Annotated in this window: 16 protein-coding genes; 7 read left to right on the top strand and 9 right to left on the bottom strand. The window is 68.4% G+C overall.

The annotated features are described in order from the left end of the window. Positions 1–26 precede the first annotated feature (26 nt). Positions 27–527, top strand: a complete 501-nt coding sequence (locus LOZ83_RS38800; RefSeq protein WP_236796920.1) for a PaaI family thioesterase — start codon at positions 27–29, stop codon at positions 525–527. A gap of 11 nt (positions 528–538) precedes the next feature. Here LOZ83_RS38800 and LOZ83_RS38795 read toward each other — a convergent pair whose 3' ends face one another. The 3 genes from LOZ83_RS38795 to LOZ83_RS38785 all read right to left on the bottom strand — a co-directional run bounded on the left by LOZ83_RS38795 (position 539) and on the right by LOZ83_RS38785 (position 2,258). Next, positions 539–1,315 carry a SigB/SigF/SigG family RNA polymerase sigma factor gene (locus LOZ83_RS38795; RefSeq protein ID WP_236796919.1) on the bottom strand — a complete coding sequence of 259 codons (777 nt, stop codon included), beginning with the start codon at positions 1,313–1,315 and terminating at the stop codon, positions 539–541. Positions 1,316–1,346: 31 nt separating this feature from the next. Beyond that, the gene (locus tag LOZ83_RS38790) at positions 1,347–1,706 is read right to left on the bottom strand and encodes an STAS domain-containing protein (RefSeq protein WP_236796918.1); all 360 of its coding nucleotides are present in this window, start codon (positions 1,704–1,706) and stop codon (positions 1,347–1,349) included. Between the two features lie 183 nt (positions 1,707–1,889). Continuing rightward, positions 1,890–2,258, bottom strand: a complete 369-nt coding sequence (locus LOZ83_RS38785; protein ID WP_236796917.1) for an ATP-binding protein — start codon at positions 2,256–2,258, stop codon at positions 1,890–1,892. 182 nt (positions 2,259–2,440) lie between these two features. Between LOZ83_RS38785 and ctaD the strand changes: the two genes are divergently transcribed. Beyond that, a complete protein-coding gene (gene ctaD / locus LOZ83_RS38780; RefSeq protein WP_236796916.1) occupies positions 2,441–4,198 on the top strand; it encodes a cytochrome c oxidase subunit I in 1,758 nt (585 codons plus the stop codon). Here the strand turns inward: ctaD and LOZ83_RS38775 are convergent, their stop codons facing one another. Beyond that, the gene (locus LOZ83_RS38775) at positions 4,199–4,819 is read right to left on the bottom strand and encodes a pyridoxamine 5'-phosphate oxidase family protein (RefSeq protein WP_236796915.1); all 621 of its coding nucleotides are present in this window, start codon (positions 4,817–4,819) and stop codon (positions 4,199–4,201) included. 163 nt (positions 4,820–4,982) lie between these two features. Between LOZ83_RS38775 and LOZ83_RS38770 the strand changes: the two genes are divergently transcribed. After that, positions 4,983–5,555, top strand: coding sequence for a Uma2 family endonuclease (locus LOZ83_RS38770; RefSeq protein ID WP_236796914.1), 573 nt, complete (start codon positions 4,983–4,985; stop codon positions 5,553–5,555). A 1-nt stretch (position 5,556) separates the two neighbouring features. Here the strand turns inward: LOZ83_RS38770 and LOZ83_RS38765 are convergent, their stop codons facing one another. The 5 genes from LOZ83_RS38765 to LOZ83_RS38745 form a co-directional block, all read right to left on the bottom strand. Continuing rightward, on the bottom strand, positions 5,557–6,081 hold the full coding sequence (locus LOZ83_RS38765) for a GNAT family N-acetyltransferase (protein ID WP_236796913.1): 525 nt from the start codon (positions 6,079–6,081) through the stop codon (positions 5,557–5,559). A gap of 69 nt (positions 6,082–6,150) precedes the next feature. Then, positions 6,151–7,314 (bottom strand): aldose epimerase family protein, encoded by a 1,164-nt coding sequence (locus LOZ83_RS38760; protein WP_236796912.1) that lies wholly within the window; start codon positions 7,312–7,314, stop codon positions 6,151–6,153. A gap of 20 nt (positions 7,315–7,334) precedes the next feature. Then, positions 7,335–8,093 (bottom strand): ATP-binding cassette domain-containing protein, encoded by a 759-nt coding sequence (locus LOZ83_RS38755; protein WP_236796911.1) that lies wholly within the window; start codon positions 8,091–8,093, stop codon positions 7,335–7,337. Between the two features lie 100 nt (positions 8,094–8,193). Beyond that, the gene (locus tag LOZ83_RS38750) at positions 8,194–9,216 is read right to left on the bottom strand and encodes an ABC transporter permease (RefSeq protein ID WP_236796910.1); all 1,023 of its coding nucleotides are present in this window, start codon (positions 9,214–9,216) and stop codon (positions 8,194–8,196) included. 15 nt (positions 9,217–9,231) lie between these two features. Beyond that, complete coding sequence (locus LOZ83_RS38745) at positions 9,232–10,329, bottom strand: sugar ABC transporter substrate-binding protein (protein ID WP_236796909.1); 1,098 nt, start codon at positions 10,327–10,329, stop codon at positions 9,232–9,234. Positions 10,330–10,501: 172 nt separating this feature from the next. Between LOZ83_RS38745 and LOZ83_RS40665 the strand changes: the two genes are divergently transcribed. The 4 genes from LOZ83_RS40665 to LOZ83_RS38725 all read left to right on the top strand — a co-directional run bounded on the left by LOZ83_RS40665 (position 10,502) and on the right by LOZ83_RS38725 (position 16,115). Beyond that, positions 10,502–11,230, top strand: coding sequence for a FadR/GntR family transcriptional regulator (locus LOZ83_RS40665; RefSeq protein WP_236796908.1), 729 nt, complete (start codon positions 10,502–10,504; stop codon positions 11,228–11,230). A gap of 20 nt (positions 11,231–11,250) precedes the next feature. Next, complete coding sequence (locus tag LOZ83_RS38735) at positions 11,251–12,087, top strand: SMP-30/gluconolactonase/LRE family protein (RefSeq protein WP_255826974.1); 837 nt, start codon at positions 11,251–11,253, stop codon at positions 12,085–12,087. A 110-nt stretch (positions 12,088–12,197) separates the two neighbouring features. Next, positions 12,198–14,486 carry a LuxR C-terminal-related transcriptional regulator gene (locus LOZ83_RS38730; protein ID WP_236796907.1) on the top strand — a complete coding sequence of 763 codons (2,289 nt, stop codon included), beginning with the start codon at positions 12,198–12,200 and terminating at the stop codon, positions 14,484–14,486. Between the two features lie 441 nt (positions 14,487–14,927). Further along, complete coding sequence (locus LOZ83_RS38725) at positions 14,928–16,115, top strand: LCP family protein (protein ID WP_236796906.1); 1,188 nt, start codon at positions 14,928–14,930, stop codon at positions 16,113–16,115. Positions 16,116–16,159 lie beyond the last annotated feature (44 nt).

The raw sequence follows: 16,159 nt of genomic DNA, 5'->3' as shown, positions 1-16,159 counted from the left end.
TTATGACGACTGTCTTAGGAGCGCGCATGACGGTGGAACAGGACCTCCGGCAGAAGACGATCACCTGGCAGGACCCGCTGGCTTCGGCGGAGCGCGGGCGGGCGATGAGCGGCCTGGAGTACATGACCGCGGTCGCCGAAGGGACGATGCCGGCGGCCCCGATCGGCGCGCACCTGAACATGCGGCTGACCCGCGTCGAGGAGGGCGACGTCGAGTTCGCCGCGACGCTGGACGAGTCGCTGTACAACCCGATCGGCATGATCCACGGCGGGGTCGCCGCCACGATGCTCGACTCGGCGATCGGCTGCGCCGTGCACACACTGCTGCCGGCCGGAGTGGGCTACTCGTCGATCGAGCTGAAGGTCAGCTACCTCAAGGCGATCCACCCGTCCGCCGGTGAGCTGCGGGCGCACGGCCGCGTGGTGAAGGCGGGCTCACGAGTCTCGTTCGGCGAGGCCGACCTGCGCGACGCGGCCGGCACCCTGCTCGCCACGGCCTCCAGCAGCTGTCTCATCATGCGCCCCTGACCCCTGCGGGCTCAGCCGAGGTCGTCGGTGAGCTTCTCGCGCAGTTGCTGGAGGGTTTGGGCGAGCAGGCGCGAGACGTGCATCTGCGAGATGCCCACCCGCGCGGCGATCTGCGTCTGCGTCAGGTTCCCGAAGAACCGCAGCATGAGGATCCGCCGCTCGCGCTCGGGCAGCTCGCGCAGCAGCGGCCGCAGGGCTTCGTGATTCTCGACCGACTCGAGCCCGCTGTCCTCCTCACCCAGCGTGTCGGCCAGCGACGCGGAATCGCCCTCCACGCCGGTGGGCCGGTCGACCGAGACCGCCGCGTAAGCGTTCCCGGCTTGCAGGCCGTCGCTGACCTCGTCGACGCTGAGGCCGAGCGTGCGGGCGATCTCCGACGGCGTCGGTGCCCGGCCCAGGCGCTGCCCGAGCTCCCCGCTGGCCCGGCTGATCTGCAGGTGCAGCTCCTTGAGGCGCCGTGGCACCCGGACCGACCAGCTCGCGTCCCGGAAGTGCCGGCGGACCTCGCCCATGATGGTCGGCACCGCGAAGGACAGGAAATCCGTGCCGCGACCGGGTTCGAACCGGTCCACCGCGTTGATCAGGCCGACCCGCGCGACCTGCACCAGGTCCTCGTGCGCCTCGCCGCGACCGGCGAACCGGCGCGCGATGTGCTCGGCCACCGGCAGGTACTCGGTGACCAGCGCCGTCCGCAGCTCTTCCCGGCGCCGCTCACCGGCGCCGGTCTCCGCCAGCTGCGTGAACAGGACGGTCTTGTCGTCGCCGCTCAGTTCGTGGGACCGCCTCATGGTCCGCCCGTGCCCGGTCCACTGTGGACGGTCAGGGGGCGGAGACGACCTCGAGGGCGGCCGGCACCGTGGGCTGCAGCGGCAACCGGGGCGCCAGCCCTGTCACTTCCAGCGGCCTGGCCACCGCCCGCGAATTGCCGACCAGCGCCCAGCGCAGGTGCTGCCGCGCGGCGGCCTGGTCGGTGTCCAGCAGCACCTGCAGCCCGGCCGAGCCGAGGAAGGTGACCTCGTCGAGGTCGAGGACGAAGCGACGGTCGGCCGTGAGCTGGTCGCCGACGAACTCGCGCAGACGGGGTGCGCCCAGCGCGTCGATCTCGCCCGCCGTGCGGGCCAGCATGATGCCGCCCTGTCGCTGTTCGGTGTCGATCCGGACGTCGTTCGAGATGTGCACAGCCTCTCCCGATCCGTCGAAGGTTTCTCCGAAAGCGGAACTGGCGCTGACCAAGGCCCAGGGAAATGCCGGTCGCGTACATTTTTCGCTCTCCGGCGCGGCTGCCCGTCCAGCCGCTCACCACCGACCGTACGGTCGCCCGCGGAAGCATGCAAGGCAAATCGTTCGTTCGTGAAGGATTATTTAGGGCATGAGCCGGGCCCACACCGTCTTACCGCCGGAATCCGAGGGCGTGCACCCCCAATCACGCGCGGTCTGCTCGATCAGCACCATGCCGAACCCGCCGGGATGCCCGTCCGCGCGGACATAGGCGCGGTGCGGGCTGTCGTCGGCGACCGCGATGGTCAGTTCGCCGCGCCGCAGCTCCAGGCTCAGTTTCGGCATCGATTCGGTGTGCCGCAAGGTGTTCTCCACCAGCTCACTCGCGACCAGCTCGGCATCGCCGGCGAGCACGCCGACCTGCCAGCCGAGGCATATCCCGCCGACGAACCGCCGCGCCCGGCGCGGTGCCTCGGGGGCCCTCACCAGGGTGATTTCCACACGGCTTCGCATCGGACTTCTCTCCCCGACTTTTACCAACGGGTAGGGACTACCCTTCGTCGCCGCCCGGGAAACCGTCGCAAAAGGAAACGTCGTGCCACGCCGTTCGCGGATTGAGGGCTTGATTGGCTTTTGTGACCGGAGGACAGTGGGTAGGCCAGGTCGGCACTGTGGGCGACGGAGGCGAGGATGCGATGACGGAAATGCGCGCCCGGCCCATCGTCCTGGGCAACAGGTACGACCTCCCGGCCCGGCACCGGCGAGGACAGGCGATCCTACGTTACGCCAGGACCACCGACCACAAGCAGATCGGCATGCTGTACCTGTTCACGTCGCTGGGTTTCTTCGTCGTCGGCGGCGCGCTGGCGCTGCTCATGCGCGGCGAGCTGGCGCGGCCGGGCCTGCAGTTCCTGTCGAACGAGCAGTACAACCAGCTTTTCACCATGCACGGCACCATCATGTTGCTGTTGTACGCGACGCCGAACGTGTTCGCGTTCGCCAATCTGGTGCTGCCGCTGCAGATCGGCTCACCCGATGTCGCGTTCCCGCGGCTGAACGCGTTCTCCTACTGGCTCTTCCTGTTCGGCGGGCTGATCGTGCTGTCGTCGTTCGCGACCCCGGGTGGCGCGGCCGATTTCGGCTGGACCGCCTACAGTCCGCTGACGGATTACACGCATTCGCCGGGGGTCGGGGGCAACCTGTGGGCGGCGGGGCTGATCGTGTCCGGTCTCGGCACCATCCTGGGCGCGGTCAACATGGTCACGACAATCGTGTGCCTGCGCTGTCCCGGGATGACGATGTGGCGGATGCCGATTTTCACCTGGAACATCCTGTTCACTTCGATCCTGGTGCTCGCGGTGTTCCCGATCCTGACCGCGGGGCTGTTCGCGCTGCTGGCCGATCGATTGATCGGCGCGCACGCGCTCGACCCCGCCAATGGCGGGGCGATTCTGTGGCAGCACCTGTTCTGGTTCTTCGGCCATCCCGAGGTGTACATCATCGCGCTGCCCTATTTCGGCATCGTCACCGAGATCATTCCGGTGTTCAGCCGGAAACCGTTGTTCGGTTACCGGCTGATGGTGTTCGCCACCCTCGGGATCACAGCGTTGTCGTTCGCGGTGTGGGCACACCACATGTTCGCGACCGGCGCGGTGCTGCTGCCGTTCTTCTCGTTCATGACCTTCCTGATCGCGGTGCCGACCGGGATCAAGTTCTTCAACTGGATCGGCACGATGTGGAAGGGGCAGATCTCGTTCGACAGCCCGATGCTGTGGTCCGTCGGGTTCCTGGTGACCTTCCTGCTCGGCGGGCTGACCGGTATCATCCTCGCCGCGCCCGCCTTGGACTTCCACATCCACGACTCGTATTTCGTGGTCGCGCACTTCCATTACGTCCTGTTCGGCACTATTGTGTTCGCGACGTTCGCCGGGGTCTATTTCTGGTTCCCGAAGATGACCGGGCGCATGCTCGACGAGCCGCTCGCGAAGCTGCATTTCTGGACCACGTTCATCGGGTTCCACACGACGTTCCTGGTGCAGCACTGGCTCGGCGCGGAGGGGATGCCGCGTCGTTACGCGGACTATCTGCCGTCGGACGGTTTCACCACCCTGAACACCATTTCCACGATCGGCGCGTTCATTCTCGGTGCGTCGATGCTGCCGTTCATCTACAATGTGATGCGCAGTTACCGGTTCGGTGAGCGGGTCGAAGTGGACGATCCGTGGGGCTTCGGCAATTCGCTGGAATGGGCCACCAGTTGCCCGCCGCCGCGGCACAATTTCACCGAGTTGCCCCGGATTCGCTCCGAGCGTCCGGCGTTCGAGCTGCACTATCCGCACCTGGTGGAACGCTTGCGCGCGGAAGGTCACATCGGGCTCACCGGGAGGCCTGTCCCGCACGCCGAGGAGGAGGCGCCGTCAGGTGCCCACGCCGGCGGCAGCCCGCCCGAGTAATCAGCGGTAGAGCTTCGCCGCGTACTCGGCGCCGTAGTAGCGCTCGAGTTCGTCGAGTGAGTCCCTGGGGCGTTCCAGCGTTTGCGCGATGACCGGGCGCGGCACCACCGAATCCGGTTGCCACGTCTCGGGTTTCCACAGGTGCGAGCGCATGAACGCCTTGGCACAGTGGTGGAAGATCTCCTCGATCTGGACCACGATCGCCAGCATCGGGCGGTGTCCCTTGACGATCATGTCGTCGAAGAACGGCGCGTCCCGGACGAGCCGGGCCCGGCCGTTGACGCGCAGCGTGTCGCTGCGGCCGGGGATGAAGTACAGCAGCCCGACGTGCGGGTTGGCGAGAATGTTGCGGAACCCGTCGGCACGCTTGTTGCCGGGCCGTTCGGGGATCGCGATCGTCGCGTCGTCGAGGACGACCGTGAACCCGGGCGGGTCGCCCTTGGGGGAGACGTCGCAGGCGCCACGAGCGTCGGCGGTGGCGATCAGGCAGAACGGCGAAGCCGCGAGCCACTGCCGGTCCAGCTCGTGCAGCTTCGGCCGCTCCTTACGCAGCGCCGCACCATTCGGCAGCCCGATCAGCGCACGAAGCTCGTCCTCGGTCTCGATCACATCCATCCCCATGGCCCCGACAGTATCGGCGACCGCGTGCCCGCGACAGGAATTAACGCGCCGCGGTAGAGCGCTCGCCGAGGCAGGTGCCGCGATGCGGCATCACTAGCCTGATCCTCGTTCGTGGTGGCAGGGCGATTGTCGAGTATGGTGCGTGGACGATGAGGCGAGTGGTATGACGGCCCTGTCGAACGACTGGTTCTTTCCGCCACCCGGTGGATGGACTCTGGCCGACATCAGTTCGTTGCCTGAGGACAGCCGGGTCGAAGTCCTCGACGGAGCCCTCATTGTGAACCCGAGCCTCCTACCGCTGCACCAGCGCATCAGCCGCCGTCTCGCGGCGCTGCTCGAACCGCGGTTATCGGACGGCTGGCAACTGGAGACCCACGTCGATGTGCTCCTCGCCGAGGAGCCGCTGGACTATGTAGCCCCCGATCTGGTGATCTTCGCGGACGAGTTGCCCCTGACCACCCGGCCGATCCCGGGGGACCGGGTGCTGCTCGTCGTTGAGGTGGTGTCGCGGGGAAGCCGGCGCGAGGATCGCGGTGCCAAGCCACTTGCCTACGCCGAGGCCGGGATCCCGCATTTCTGGTGCGTCGAGAGCCCGGCCAGTGGCGCGCTCACGCTGACCGTGCACACGTATGTCCTCGACGACGGCGCCTACCGCGCCACTGGCGAGCACACGGACACGCTCAGCACCGTCATGGAACGTCCGTTGCGGCTGGACCTCACCGGGCTCACCCGCTGAGTCAGCGCAGGCCCACGCAGTCCAGGTCCCAGAACGGGGCCGAATACACCAGGGTGCCCGTCATCCACGGCTCGTAGGGCGGCATCGGCGCGACCTGGAACGCGGGCTCCGGGATGCGCAGCGACGGAGCGCGGAAGCCCAGTGCGACGGCGCCGGTGAAACCCCGTTTGCCGTAGTACGCGGGCGAACCTTCCAGGAACACCAGCGGCACGTCCCGCGCGGCGGCGAGTGCCTGCTCGACGAGCCGCGTGCCGATCCCTTGCCGCTGGAAGTCCGGCAGCACACCGAGCGGCGACAACACGTACACGTCCACCAGCCGCCGCGGCGCGTCGAGGCGGCTGGCCGACAGCATGACGTGCCCGACGACCTGACCGTCGACGGAAGCCACCAGCGAAACCGGCGGCAGCGGGGCCGCCGCGGTGCGCAAGGTCGACACGAGCGTGGGAATGCGCGCGTCGGCGAACGCCAACTCCTGTACGCGCTCGACCGATTCGTGGTCCGCGCCCGTTTCGGGCCTGATCTGCACGGAACGAACCTAAAACAGCCAACGGCGGCGCCGCGAGCCGATAAAACCCGCGACGCCGCCGTCGGAGCACTAAGCGCTGAGCGCGAAGACCGTCGTCGTGCGGTAGGTCTGGCCCGGGCGCAGCACGGTGCTCGGGAACGACGGCTGGTTCGGCGAGTCCGGGAAGTGCTGCGTCTCCAGCGCGAACCCGTAGCTCTGCCGGTACGTCTTCCCGCCCGTGCCGACCAGCGTGCCGGTGAGGAAGTTGCCCGAGTAGAACTGCAGGCCCGGCTGATCCGTCAGCACGGTCAGCGTCCGCCCGCTCGACGGGTCCGAGGCGCGCGCCGCGACCGAAAGCGAACCGGAGCGGTTGAGCACCCAGTTGTGGTCATAGCCCTGACCGGTGATCAGCTGCGGGTCGTCGTCGTTGACGCGCGCGCCGATCGCCGTGGGGGTCCGGAAGTCGAACGGCGTGCCCGCCACCGGCGCGAGTTCGCCGGTCGGGATCTGCGTGGTGTCGGTCGGGGTGTACCGGTCGGCGGTGATCTGCAGCTTCTGGTCGTAGATGTCGCCGGACGCCTCACCGGCGAGGTTCCAGTACGAGTGGTTGGTCAGGTTCAGCACGGTCGGCTTGTCCGTGGTCGCCGTGTACTCGATACTCAGCCGGTTCTGACTGTCCAAAGTGTACGTAACGGTGGCCTTCAACGTGCCGGGGTAACCCTGGTCGCCATCGGGGCTGGTCAGGCTCAGTTTGATGCCACCGGGCACCGGCGCGACGTCCCACACTTTCTTGTCGAACCCGACGAGTCCACCATGGAGGCTGTTTCCGTTGTTGTTGACCGGAACGTGGTAGGTCTGACCGTCCAAAGTGAACGTTCCCTTGGCGATCCGGTTGGCGTACCGCCCGATCAGCGCTCCGAAGTAGACACCGCCGCCGGCTTCGGGGCTGTTCTTCGCGACGTAGTCCGCCAGCGTCGGGAAACCGAGCACGACGTTCGCGGTGTGACCACGCCGGTCGGGCACTTCGAGAGTCTGGATGATCCCGCCGTAGGTCAGGATCCGGACCCTCATCCCGCGCCCGTTTTCCAGGGTGTAGCGGTAGACGGTCTGTCCGTCGGCCTTGCCGAAATTCTCTCTTGTCACCGAAGGCGCCTTGCCGGCGGCCGCAGCGGGGCTCACGCCCGCGAACCCTACCGCGGCGGCACCCGCCGCGCCGGCCGCGATGGCGGTACGGCGCGAGAATTCGGTCCCCATTGACCCTCCCAGTTATTTTCTTATGTTCCGGTGTTCACCCGGTATTCGGCGTGCACGAGCTCGAGCAGCTCGGACACGGAGGTCTCCTTGGATGCCTTGTCGAACGTGATCTCCCCGTGCTGCAACAGGTTCACCCGGTCGCAGACGTCGACCACCTGGCTGTAGTTGTGCGCGATGAGAATGATCGCGATGTCGCCGCGCTGCTTGAGCTGGGCCAGCAGCCGGAGGATGAGCCCGCCCTCCTTGGCGCCCATCGCCGCGAGCGGTTCGTCGAGCAGCAGCAGCTTCGCGTTGCCGGAGTACACCGAGCGCGCCACGGCGATCGCCTGCCGCTGCCCGCCGGAGAGCTGCCCGACCTCGGCGGTGACCGACGGGATGTTGATGCCGATCGCGTCGAGCGCCTCCCTGGCCCGCCGCTTCATCTCACGCCGCCGCAGGAACGGCAGCGGTTTGTGCACGAGCTCCTTGTTCAGGTGCAGGTTCAGGTACACCGGCAGGTCGTTGATCATCGCGAGGTCCTGGAACACCGTCTCGATGCCCAGGCTCCGCGCGTGCGTCACCGACTTCAGCTGCACCGGCTGCCCCTCGAAGACCAGCCGGCCGCCGTCGGGCTGGTGGTACCCGGTCAGGATCTTGATCAGGGTCGACTTGCCGGCACCGTTGTCCCCGATCAGCCCCAGGATCTGACCCCTGCTGACCGACAGGTTGATATCGGACAGCGCCTGGACCGGGCCGAAGCTCTTGCTGACGTGCTCGACCCGCATCACCTCTTCGCTCATCACTGCCTCCGTGTCTTGCGACTGTGTCCCTGCGGGACACCCGCACCCGGGCCGCGCACCCGGTCGGCAGTGATGAACGGGCCTCCGGCATTGTCGCTCATCACTGCCTCCCGAGCCGTTTGCGGATCACGGACAGGTAGACGTTGAGCAGCGCGGCGATCAGGATGGCGGCGCCGAGCACCACGTAGAACCCGTTCGCGCTGATCCCGGTGAGGTTGAACCCGTCGTAGACCAGCCCGAGCAGCAGCGCGCCGAGGAATGCGCCGATCACCGTGCCGGACCCGCCCAGCAGGGCGGTACCGCCGATGACCGCCGCGGCGACCCCGAAGAACATCGTGTTGAACCCGCCGTTGGTCGGGTCGTACGAGCCGACGCGGGTGCCCTGCAGGATCCCCGCGAGCCCGGAGAGCCCGGCGACGATCGTGAAGCAGACGACCTTGACCCGGTTGGTGCGGATACCCGATTCGGCGGCGCCGATCGGGTTACCGCCGGTCGCCTGGGTGGCGATCCCGAACCGGGTGGTGGACAGCACGACCTGCATCACCGCGACGATCACGACGGCCCAGAGGAACTCCGACCAGCCCCAGCCGCCGAACACCGAGACCACCCAGCTGCCGGTCGGCGCGCTGACGGGGGAGCCGCCCGAGATGATGAGCGACAGCCCCCACAGCAGGAACGCCATGCCGAGCGTGGTGATGAACGCGGACAACCCGAAGATCGTGTGCACCAGTCCGTTCACCACGCCGATCGCGGCACTGACCGCGACCGCCAGGATCACCGCCAGGAACAGCGGGACACCGTTGTTGTAGAACAACATCAGCACGAACGGGGAGAGGGTGAACACGAACCCGGCGGACAGGTCGATCTGCCCGCAGATCAGCACCATCACCTCGCCCGCGCCGACGATCGCCCACGGCGCCACGTACTGCGCGATCGTGTGATAGTTCGCCGGGGTCGAGAAGCCGGGCCCGCTGGTGAGGCTGAAATAGATCGCCACGGCGATCGTCACCACCAGGATGGACAGCTCCTTGACCCGGATCAGGCCGAGCCAGAACCCGCCGCGGGGCGGCTCGCCGCCCGGCTCGGTACGGCCGGAGCGCTTGTCGGTCAGCGCGTCGGTCATGAAAGCGCCACTCCCTCAGTGCGTCGCGCCGGTGGCCGCGGGCAGCGGGATGGACGAGGGCATCGGCACGAGGTCGTTCTTCGGGCCGCCCTCGAACCGGCTGTTCGCCGAGATGTACGGCCCGACGTTCTCCTTGGTGACGAACGTGAGGCCGGTGTCGGTGAACGGCGGCGAGACGAGCGTGCCGGACAGCCGGAACAGGTACATGTAGAGCACCGGCAGGAAGCCCTGCAGGTAGGCGGACTGGTCGATGGTGAAGTCCAGTGCGCCCGACTGCACGCCGTTGAGCGTGTCGGTGAGTGTGTCGTACCCGCCCGCGTGGATCTTGCCCTGGATCCCGCGGTTCTTGATCAGCTGTGCGATGGACGCGGTGCTGCCCGCGTCCACGGCGTAGACGCCCTTCGCGTCGGTGTGCCCGTCGTAGGCGGCGGTGATCGCGTTGAGCTCGTTGGCCTGCTCCGCGCCGGTGTTGATGGACAGCACCTGCACGCTGGGCGCGGCCTGTTTCAACGCGTCGGTGATGCCGTCCAGCCGCGGCTGCACGTTGTTGCCGCCGGGCTGGGAGATCCCGACCAGGATCGTGCCGGAGGTGACGTCCCGCGCGATCCGTTGTCCCATCAGGAAACCGGACTGGTAGAGGTCCTGGCCCACGTAGGTGAGCGGGTAGTTGCCCGCCGCGGTCGCGTTGTAGGCGATGACCGGGATGCCCTTGGCCAGTGCCTGTTTGGTCGGCGCGACGAAGGCGTTGTTGTCGGTCAGCGCGACCGCGATGCCGTCGACGTTGCCATTGATGGCGGTCGACATCGCGCTCGCCATCTCCGACACGTTGCCTTCGGTGGACCCCGTCCACTGCGGCTCCGGCAGCCCGAGCAGCTTCGCCGCGTCGGCCAGGCCGTTCTTGGTCGGCACGAAGAAGGAGTTCGTCGTCACGTGGTTGATGAAGGTGAACCGCCACGGCGGTGTGCTCGGGAAGGCGCCGACGCCGCCGGCGCTGGTGTTGCTCTGCGCACCGTTGCAGGCGGACAGGAGCGCGCTCGCGGCGACCGCGCCACCACCTGCCCCCAGGAATTTGAGTGCGGTTCTCCGCGAAGTCGCGGCCTGCCCATCGCTCATGATCAACCACCCATCCACTTCAACGGGGAACTCGGGCACTACAAGCGTGCCTGAATCATTGGATGATTCGTCGAATCCGTCAAGGCTGGGTGACAGAGAATCCCCGGGAAGGTAACAATTCGGACAACAATCATCGTTTGACTTTATGTATGTATGATTTGAGGATTGCGCCGTGAGGACGAACAAGGGGGGGCCGCTCGGCCCGCACCGGACGATCCACGGACGAGTGGTCGAGTGGCTCGGCCGCCGCATCGTGTCCGGCGAGCTGCCCGCCGGAGCGCAGCTGCCCAACGAGGCCGAGCTGGCCGCGCAGCTGGACGTGAGCCGCGGCGGCGTCCGCGAAGCGGTGAAGGCACTGGCGGCCAAGGGTTTGGTGGAGCCGAGGCCGCGGCTGGGCACCCGGGTGCTGCCGCGCGATCAGTGGAACCTGATGGACCGCGAGGTCATCAACTGGCACGGCCGTGTCGCCAACCCCGACTTCCTGGAGGCACTGCTCGAACTGCGCCTGATGGTCGAGCCGGGCGCCGCGCAGCTCGCGGCCGAGCGGGCCACGGACGAGCAGATCGCGACGCTCGGGGAGGCCTACGTCCGGATGGAGGCGCACGCGCCGGCGCTGCCCGACGGCGAGGACGCGTTCGTCGACGCCGACCTCGCCTTTCATCTGACCTTGCTGAAGGCCAGCGGCAACCAACTGATCGAGCAGCTCGGCCGGCTGCTGGAGACCGGTCTGTACCACGGGCTGGAGGCCAGTTCGCACGCGCCCGGCGGGGTCGTCGCGACCCTGCCGCTGCACGAGGCGGTGCTCGTCGCCGTGCGCGGGCGCCGCCCCGTCGCCGCGCACCGGGCGATGCGTAAGCTGATCGAGACGACGACCCGGGCTGTCAAGCAGATGGTGGAGTAGGAATGTCCACAGTGGACCAGATGACCGAACCCGTTGCGGCGCACGGGGAAGGACCGGTATGGCATGCGGGCTGGCCGGGCCTGCGGTGGGTCGACATGGCGGCCGGGGACGTGCTGGAACTCCGCGCCGGGCGGGTGCGCCGCACGCATGTCGGCACGGTGGCCGCGGCGCTTCGCCCGCGTGCGGACGGGGGAGTGGTGCTCGCGCTGGAACGGGGGTTCGCACTCGCCGACGCCGCGCTGGAGAACGTCGTGCCGTTCCCGGAACTGTGGCCGGACAACGGGATCCGGATGAACGACGGTGGCTGCGATCCGGACGGCCGGTTCTACTGTGGATCGATGGCGTACAGCGAGGCCGCCGGTGCGGGCAGCCTTTACCGGCTCGACGCCGGTGGCGCTGTGTCGACCGTGCTCACCGGCGTGACGATCTCCAACGGCCTGGCGTGGAGCCCGGACGGCGGAACCGCTTACTACATCGACACTCCGACGCATCGCGTCGACGCGTTCGGCTACAGCGCCGAACATGGTCTCACCGGGCGCCGTCCGCTGATCGAGATCCCCGCGGCCGCCGGTTCCCCGGACGGTATGACGGTCGACGCCGACGGGCGGCTGTGGATCGCGTTGTGGGGCGGCGGCGCGGTGCGCTGCTACCAGCCGGACGGGACACTCGAAGAGCACGTGTCACTGCCGGTCACGCAGGTCACCGCGTGCACGTTCGGTGGCCCCGGGCTCGACGAGCTGTACATCACCACCTCCCGCCAGGGCATCGAAGCCGGAACTCAGCCGCAGGCGGGCGCATTGTTCCGCTACCGGCCGGGGGCGCGCGGGCTGCCGGCGCTCACTTTCGCGGCTCCATGACACCGGCGCTGGTCAATGCCCAACTTTTAGCTCTGATAGGGAATTTCGATCATCCCCGCAATGCTCGAATTCGATTCTGTAACGGGAAAACCGGATTAGAATCGGGCTTTGTGACGGACCCGCCGCGGAATCCGGGCAACCTGCCGGCAGAGCTCACCAGCTTCGTCGGCAGGCGGTCCGAGTTGTCCGAGGCGAAACGGCTGCTCACCGGCTCGCGGCTGGTCACCCTCACCGGAATGGGCGGAGTCGGCAAGACGCGGCTCGCGTTGCGCGCGGGCGCTGGGCTGCGGCGCGCGTTTCCCGACGGGGTCTGGTTCGTGCGCCTCGATGAGGTCAGCGATCCCGCGCTGGTGCCGGGCGCGATCGCCGCCGCGCTCGGCGTGTCCGGCGAAATGCTGATGGAACACCTCGAAGGCAAGCGGTTGCTGCTCGTCCTCGACAACTGCGAACACCTTGTGCACGCCTGCGCGGTACTGGCGGGCAAACTGCTTTCCGCGACGCCCGGAGTCCGGATTCTGGCCACCAGCAGGCAAATTCTCCGCGCCGACGGCGAGCAGGTGCTGGTCGTGCCGCCGCTGCCGGTGCCGGGCCGCCACCGCGAGCCCGGCGACGGCGAGTCCGTGGCGCTGTTCGGTGACCGCGCGGCGGCCGTGCTGCCCGGATTCGTGGTGGACAAGGAAAACCGTGACCTCGTCACGCGCATCTGCCGCCGGGTGGACGGTATCCCACTCGCCATCGAGTTCGCCGCGACCCGGCTGCGGGTGCTGTCGCTGGAGCAGATCCTGAACCGGCTCGACGACCGATTTCGCTTGCTCACCAACGGAATCCGCACCGCGCCGGCACGCCAGCAGACCCTGGAGGCGACCGTCGCGTCGAGCTTCGAGCTGTGCACGCCACGGGAACAGGCGGTGTGGGCGGCGACTTCCGTGCTCGCCGCCGGGTTCGACCTCGACGCCGCGGAGGCGCTGTGCGCGGGTGACGGCATCGGCGCCACCGAGGTGCTCGACCTGGTCGCCGCGCTGGTGGACAAGTCGATCCTGGTGCGCCGCAACGGAACCTACGGCCGGGGCGCGTGGTACCGGATGCTGGAGACCGTGCGCGAGTACGGCACCATCAAGCTCGGCGAGTCCGGCAATGCCGAGGCGGCGCACACCCGGCAGGTCGCGTACGCCGTCACGCTGGCGCGCCGGTACGAGGCCGAGTCGTTCGGTCCGCGGCAGCTGGAGTGGGTCGACCGGGTGCGGCGCGAGCACGCGAACTTCCGTGCGGCACTGGAACACTGCGTCACCGACTCCCGGCATGTCGGGCAGGCCTGGGAAATCGCCTCGGCGTTGCGGGATTTCTGGTCCATGGGCGGGTTTGTGATCGAAGGACACCGCTGGCTCGTGGCGGTACTGGCGCTCGGCGGCGAACCGACGCTGGGCCGGGCGCACGCGCTCGAAGCCTGTGCGTACCTGGCGTTGCGCGCGGGGGAGCACGACGAGTCCCGCGAAATGCTGGTGGAGCTGCGGATCCTCGCCGAGCGGTTCGACGACGAGACGCTGGAGGCCGGCTACGCGCAGTGCACCGGGATGTCCCGCTTCCTCGACGGGGATCTCGTCGGCGGCCGGGCCCGGCTGGAGAAAGCGCTTTCCGACTACCGGCGGCTCGGGCACGAGCGCCAGGTGTTCAACACGCTGATCTTGTTGTCCGCCTTGACCTTCTTCCTTGACGACGCCGCGGGCGCGGGGATCGCCCAGGAAGCGCTCACGATGTGCGAGCGGCGGCAGGCGGACTGGTCGAAGACCTACGCACTATGGGCGGTGGCGATCCACGAATGGCGCCGCGGCGACCATCGCCGCGCGGCGAGCCTGTTGCGCGAGGCGATCGCGATGCGGCTCGACGACCGGAGCCAGCTGGCGCTCGCGATCGGCGGGCTCGCCTGGTGTGCTGGGGCGCTGGGGCAGCACGAGCGGGCCGCGGGGCTGCTCGGCGCCGCGCAGGCGGTGTGGCGGCTGTGCGGCGCCCGGCTCGCGGCGCTGAGCCCGTACCGGTCGTTCGACGAGCAGTGCGCGGACCGGACCCGGCAGGAGATCGGCGAGCAGGCCTTCACGACAGCGTTCGAGGCGACTTCGCGCGCTGGGCTGGATGAGCTGATTTCCTTTGCCCTGGCGGAGAAAGCGATCAAGCCACGGCGGCCGGTGCGGCGCGCGACCGGTCCTCAGGGCGGGCTCACCCCGCGCGAGCGGGAGATCTCCGAGCTCGTCGCGGAAGGGTTGAGCAACCGCGAGATAGCCGCCCGGTTGGTGATCGCGCAACGCACGGCGGAAACCCATGTGGAGAACATTCTCGCCAAGCTCGGCTTCACCTCACGCGCTCAGATCGCCGCCTGGCTCGCCGAAAACCGCACGCGAAGGTAGAACTCGCCGTCGCGAACGTCCGACACAGCGTCGCGAACGTCCGACTCGCGCGGGCCGCCCGTGCGCCCCCGCGAGTCCGACGCTCAGGACCGCGAGTCCGACGCTCGCGACGGCGAGTCGGACATTCAGGACGGCGAGCTCGACACTCGCGAATGCGTAAGTACGTAGCCACGTCGGTAGGAATACCGGTCCGCGGGGCCAACCAGGCGGCGCATGCTGGTAAGCCCAAGCCAGCCGGCCGGCCCCTAACTCCCCCTCGGGAGCCGCCCGGCGCGAGCGCGGCGGGGCTCGCCCAGCCTGCCCGTGACGGCGGCCCGCCGCGCTCCTCCCCCGTTGACGTGAAGTTGACAACAACGCAGCGTCGAATTCACAGGAAACTGTCAGAAATAGCCTGGATGATGGAGTCACCGGTTCGGGTGATTCAGGGGGAGGGGCTAAGCGGTGCGCTGGAAGCCTGTCGCGTACACGGCTCTCGGGCTGACGTCGCTCCTCCTGCTCGGCGCCACCGGCTACGGGTGGACGCAGCTCAACCGGCTCACCGACGGCCTCGCGACCGCCGACGTCATCGAACCTTCGGCCCAGCTGCCCAGCACCACGCCGGACGTGCCCGTACACGAGCAGAACATCCTGCTCGTCGGCATCGACGCGCGCACCGACGCCCAGGGCAACCCGCTCCCGCAGAACGTGCTCGACCTGCTGCACGCCGGCGACGCGAGCGCGGGCGGCGACACCACGGACACCATGATCGTCGTCCACATCCCCGAAGGCGGCGGGGCGGCGACCGCGATCTCGATCCCGCGCGACTCCTACGTGCAGATCGCCGGCGGCTACGGCAAACACAAGATCAACTCCGCGTACACCTACGGCAAGCAGGCCGCGCTCGACCAGCTGTCGCGCCGCGGCGTCACGGGCCCGCAGCGCGAGCGGCAGGCCGACCAGGCGGGCGCGCGCACCGCGATCCAGACCGTCGAACAGTTCACCGGGCTGACCATCAACCACTACGCGGCGGTCAACCTGCTCGGCTTCTACACGCTCAGCCAGGCCGTCGGCGGGGTCCCGGTGTGCCTGAAGGAGCCCGTGCACGACAGCTACTCCGGCGCGGACTTCCCGGCGGGCGAACAGGTTCTCTCGGGCGCGCAGGCGCTGGCGTTCGTGCGGCAGCGGCACGGGCTGCTCAACGGCGACCTCGACCGCATCGCGCGCCAGCAGGCGTTCCTGTCCAGCGCGGCGAAGGTGGTGCTCGCCGCGGGCACGCTGGCCAACCCCGTTAAGCTGAGCAGCCTGGTCAGCGCCGTGCAGCAGTCGGTGCTCATCGACTCGGGCTGGGACATCCTGACGTTCGCCCAGCAGATGCGCGGGCTCAGCTCCGACGGGCTCACGTTCGAGACCATCCCGGTGCAGTCGCTCAGCCTGGCGACCCCATCCGACGGCGACGCGGTCAAGGTCGACCCCGGCGAGGTGCGGTCGTTCATCGAAACCCTGCTCGGCACGAGCACGCGCGTGTCGTCCTACTCGGCGCCACCGTCGAGCGACGCCGCGCAGGCGGCCCAGAGCAGCGCCCCGCCGACCACCGAGAGGTCGGTCGTACCCAGCGCGAACAGCACGGATCTGACCGGCTGCGTCAACTGATCCCGCCCTTGCCGCCCGGTGAACGTCGCCCGTCCCGGATATGA

The sequence above is a fragment of the Amycolatopsis sp. GM8 genome, assembly GCF_021653975.1.
Lineage (GTDB): Bacteria > Actinomycetota > Actinomycetes > Mycobacteriales > Pseudonocardiaceae > Amycolatopsis_E.
The sequence above is the reverse complement of the archived record's forward strand: the minus strand, read 5'-3'. Positions and strand labels throughout refer to the sequence as shown.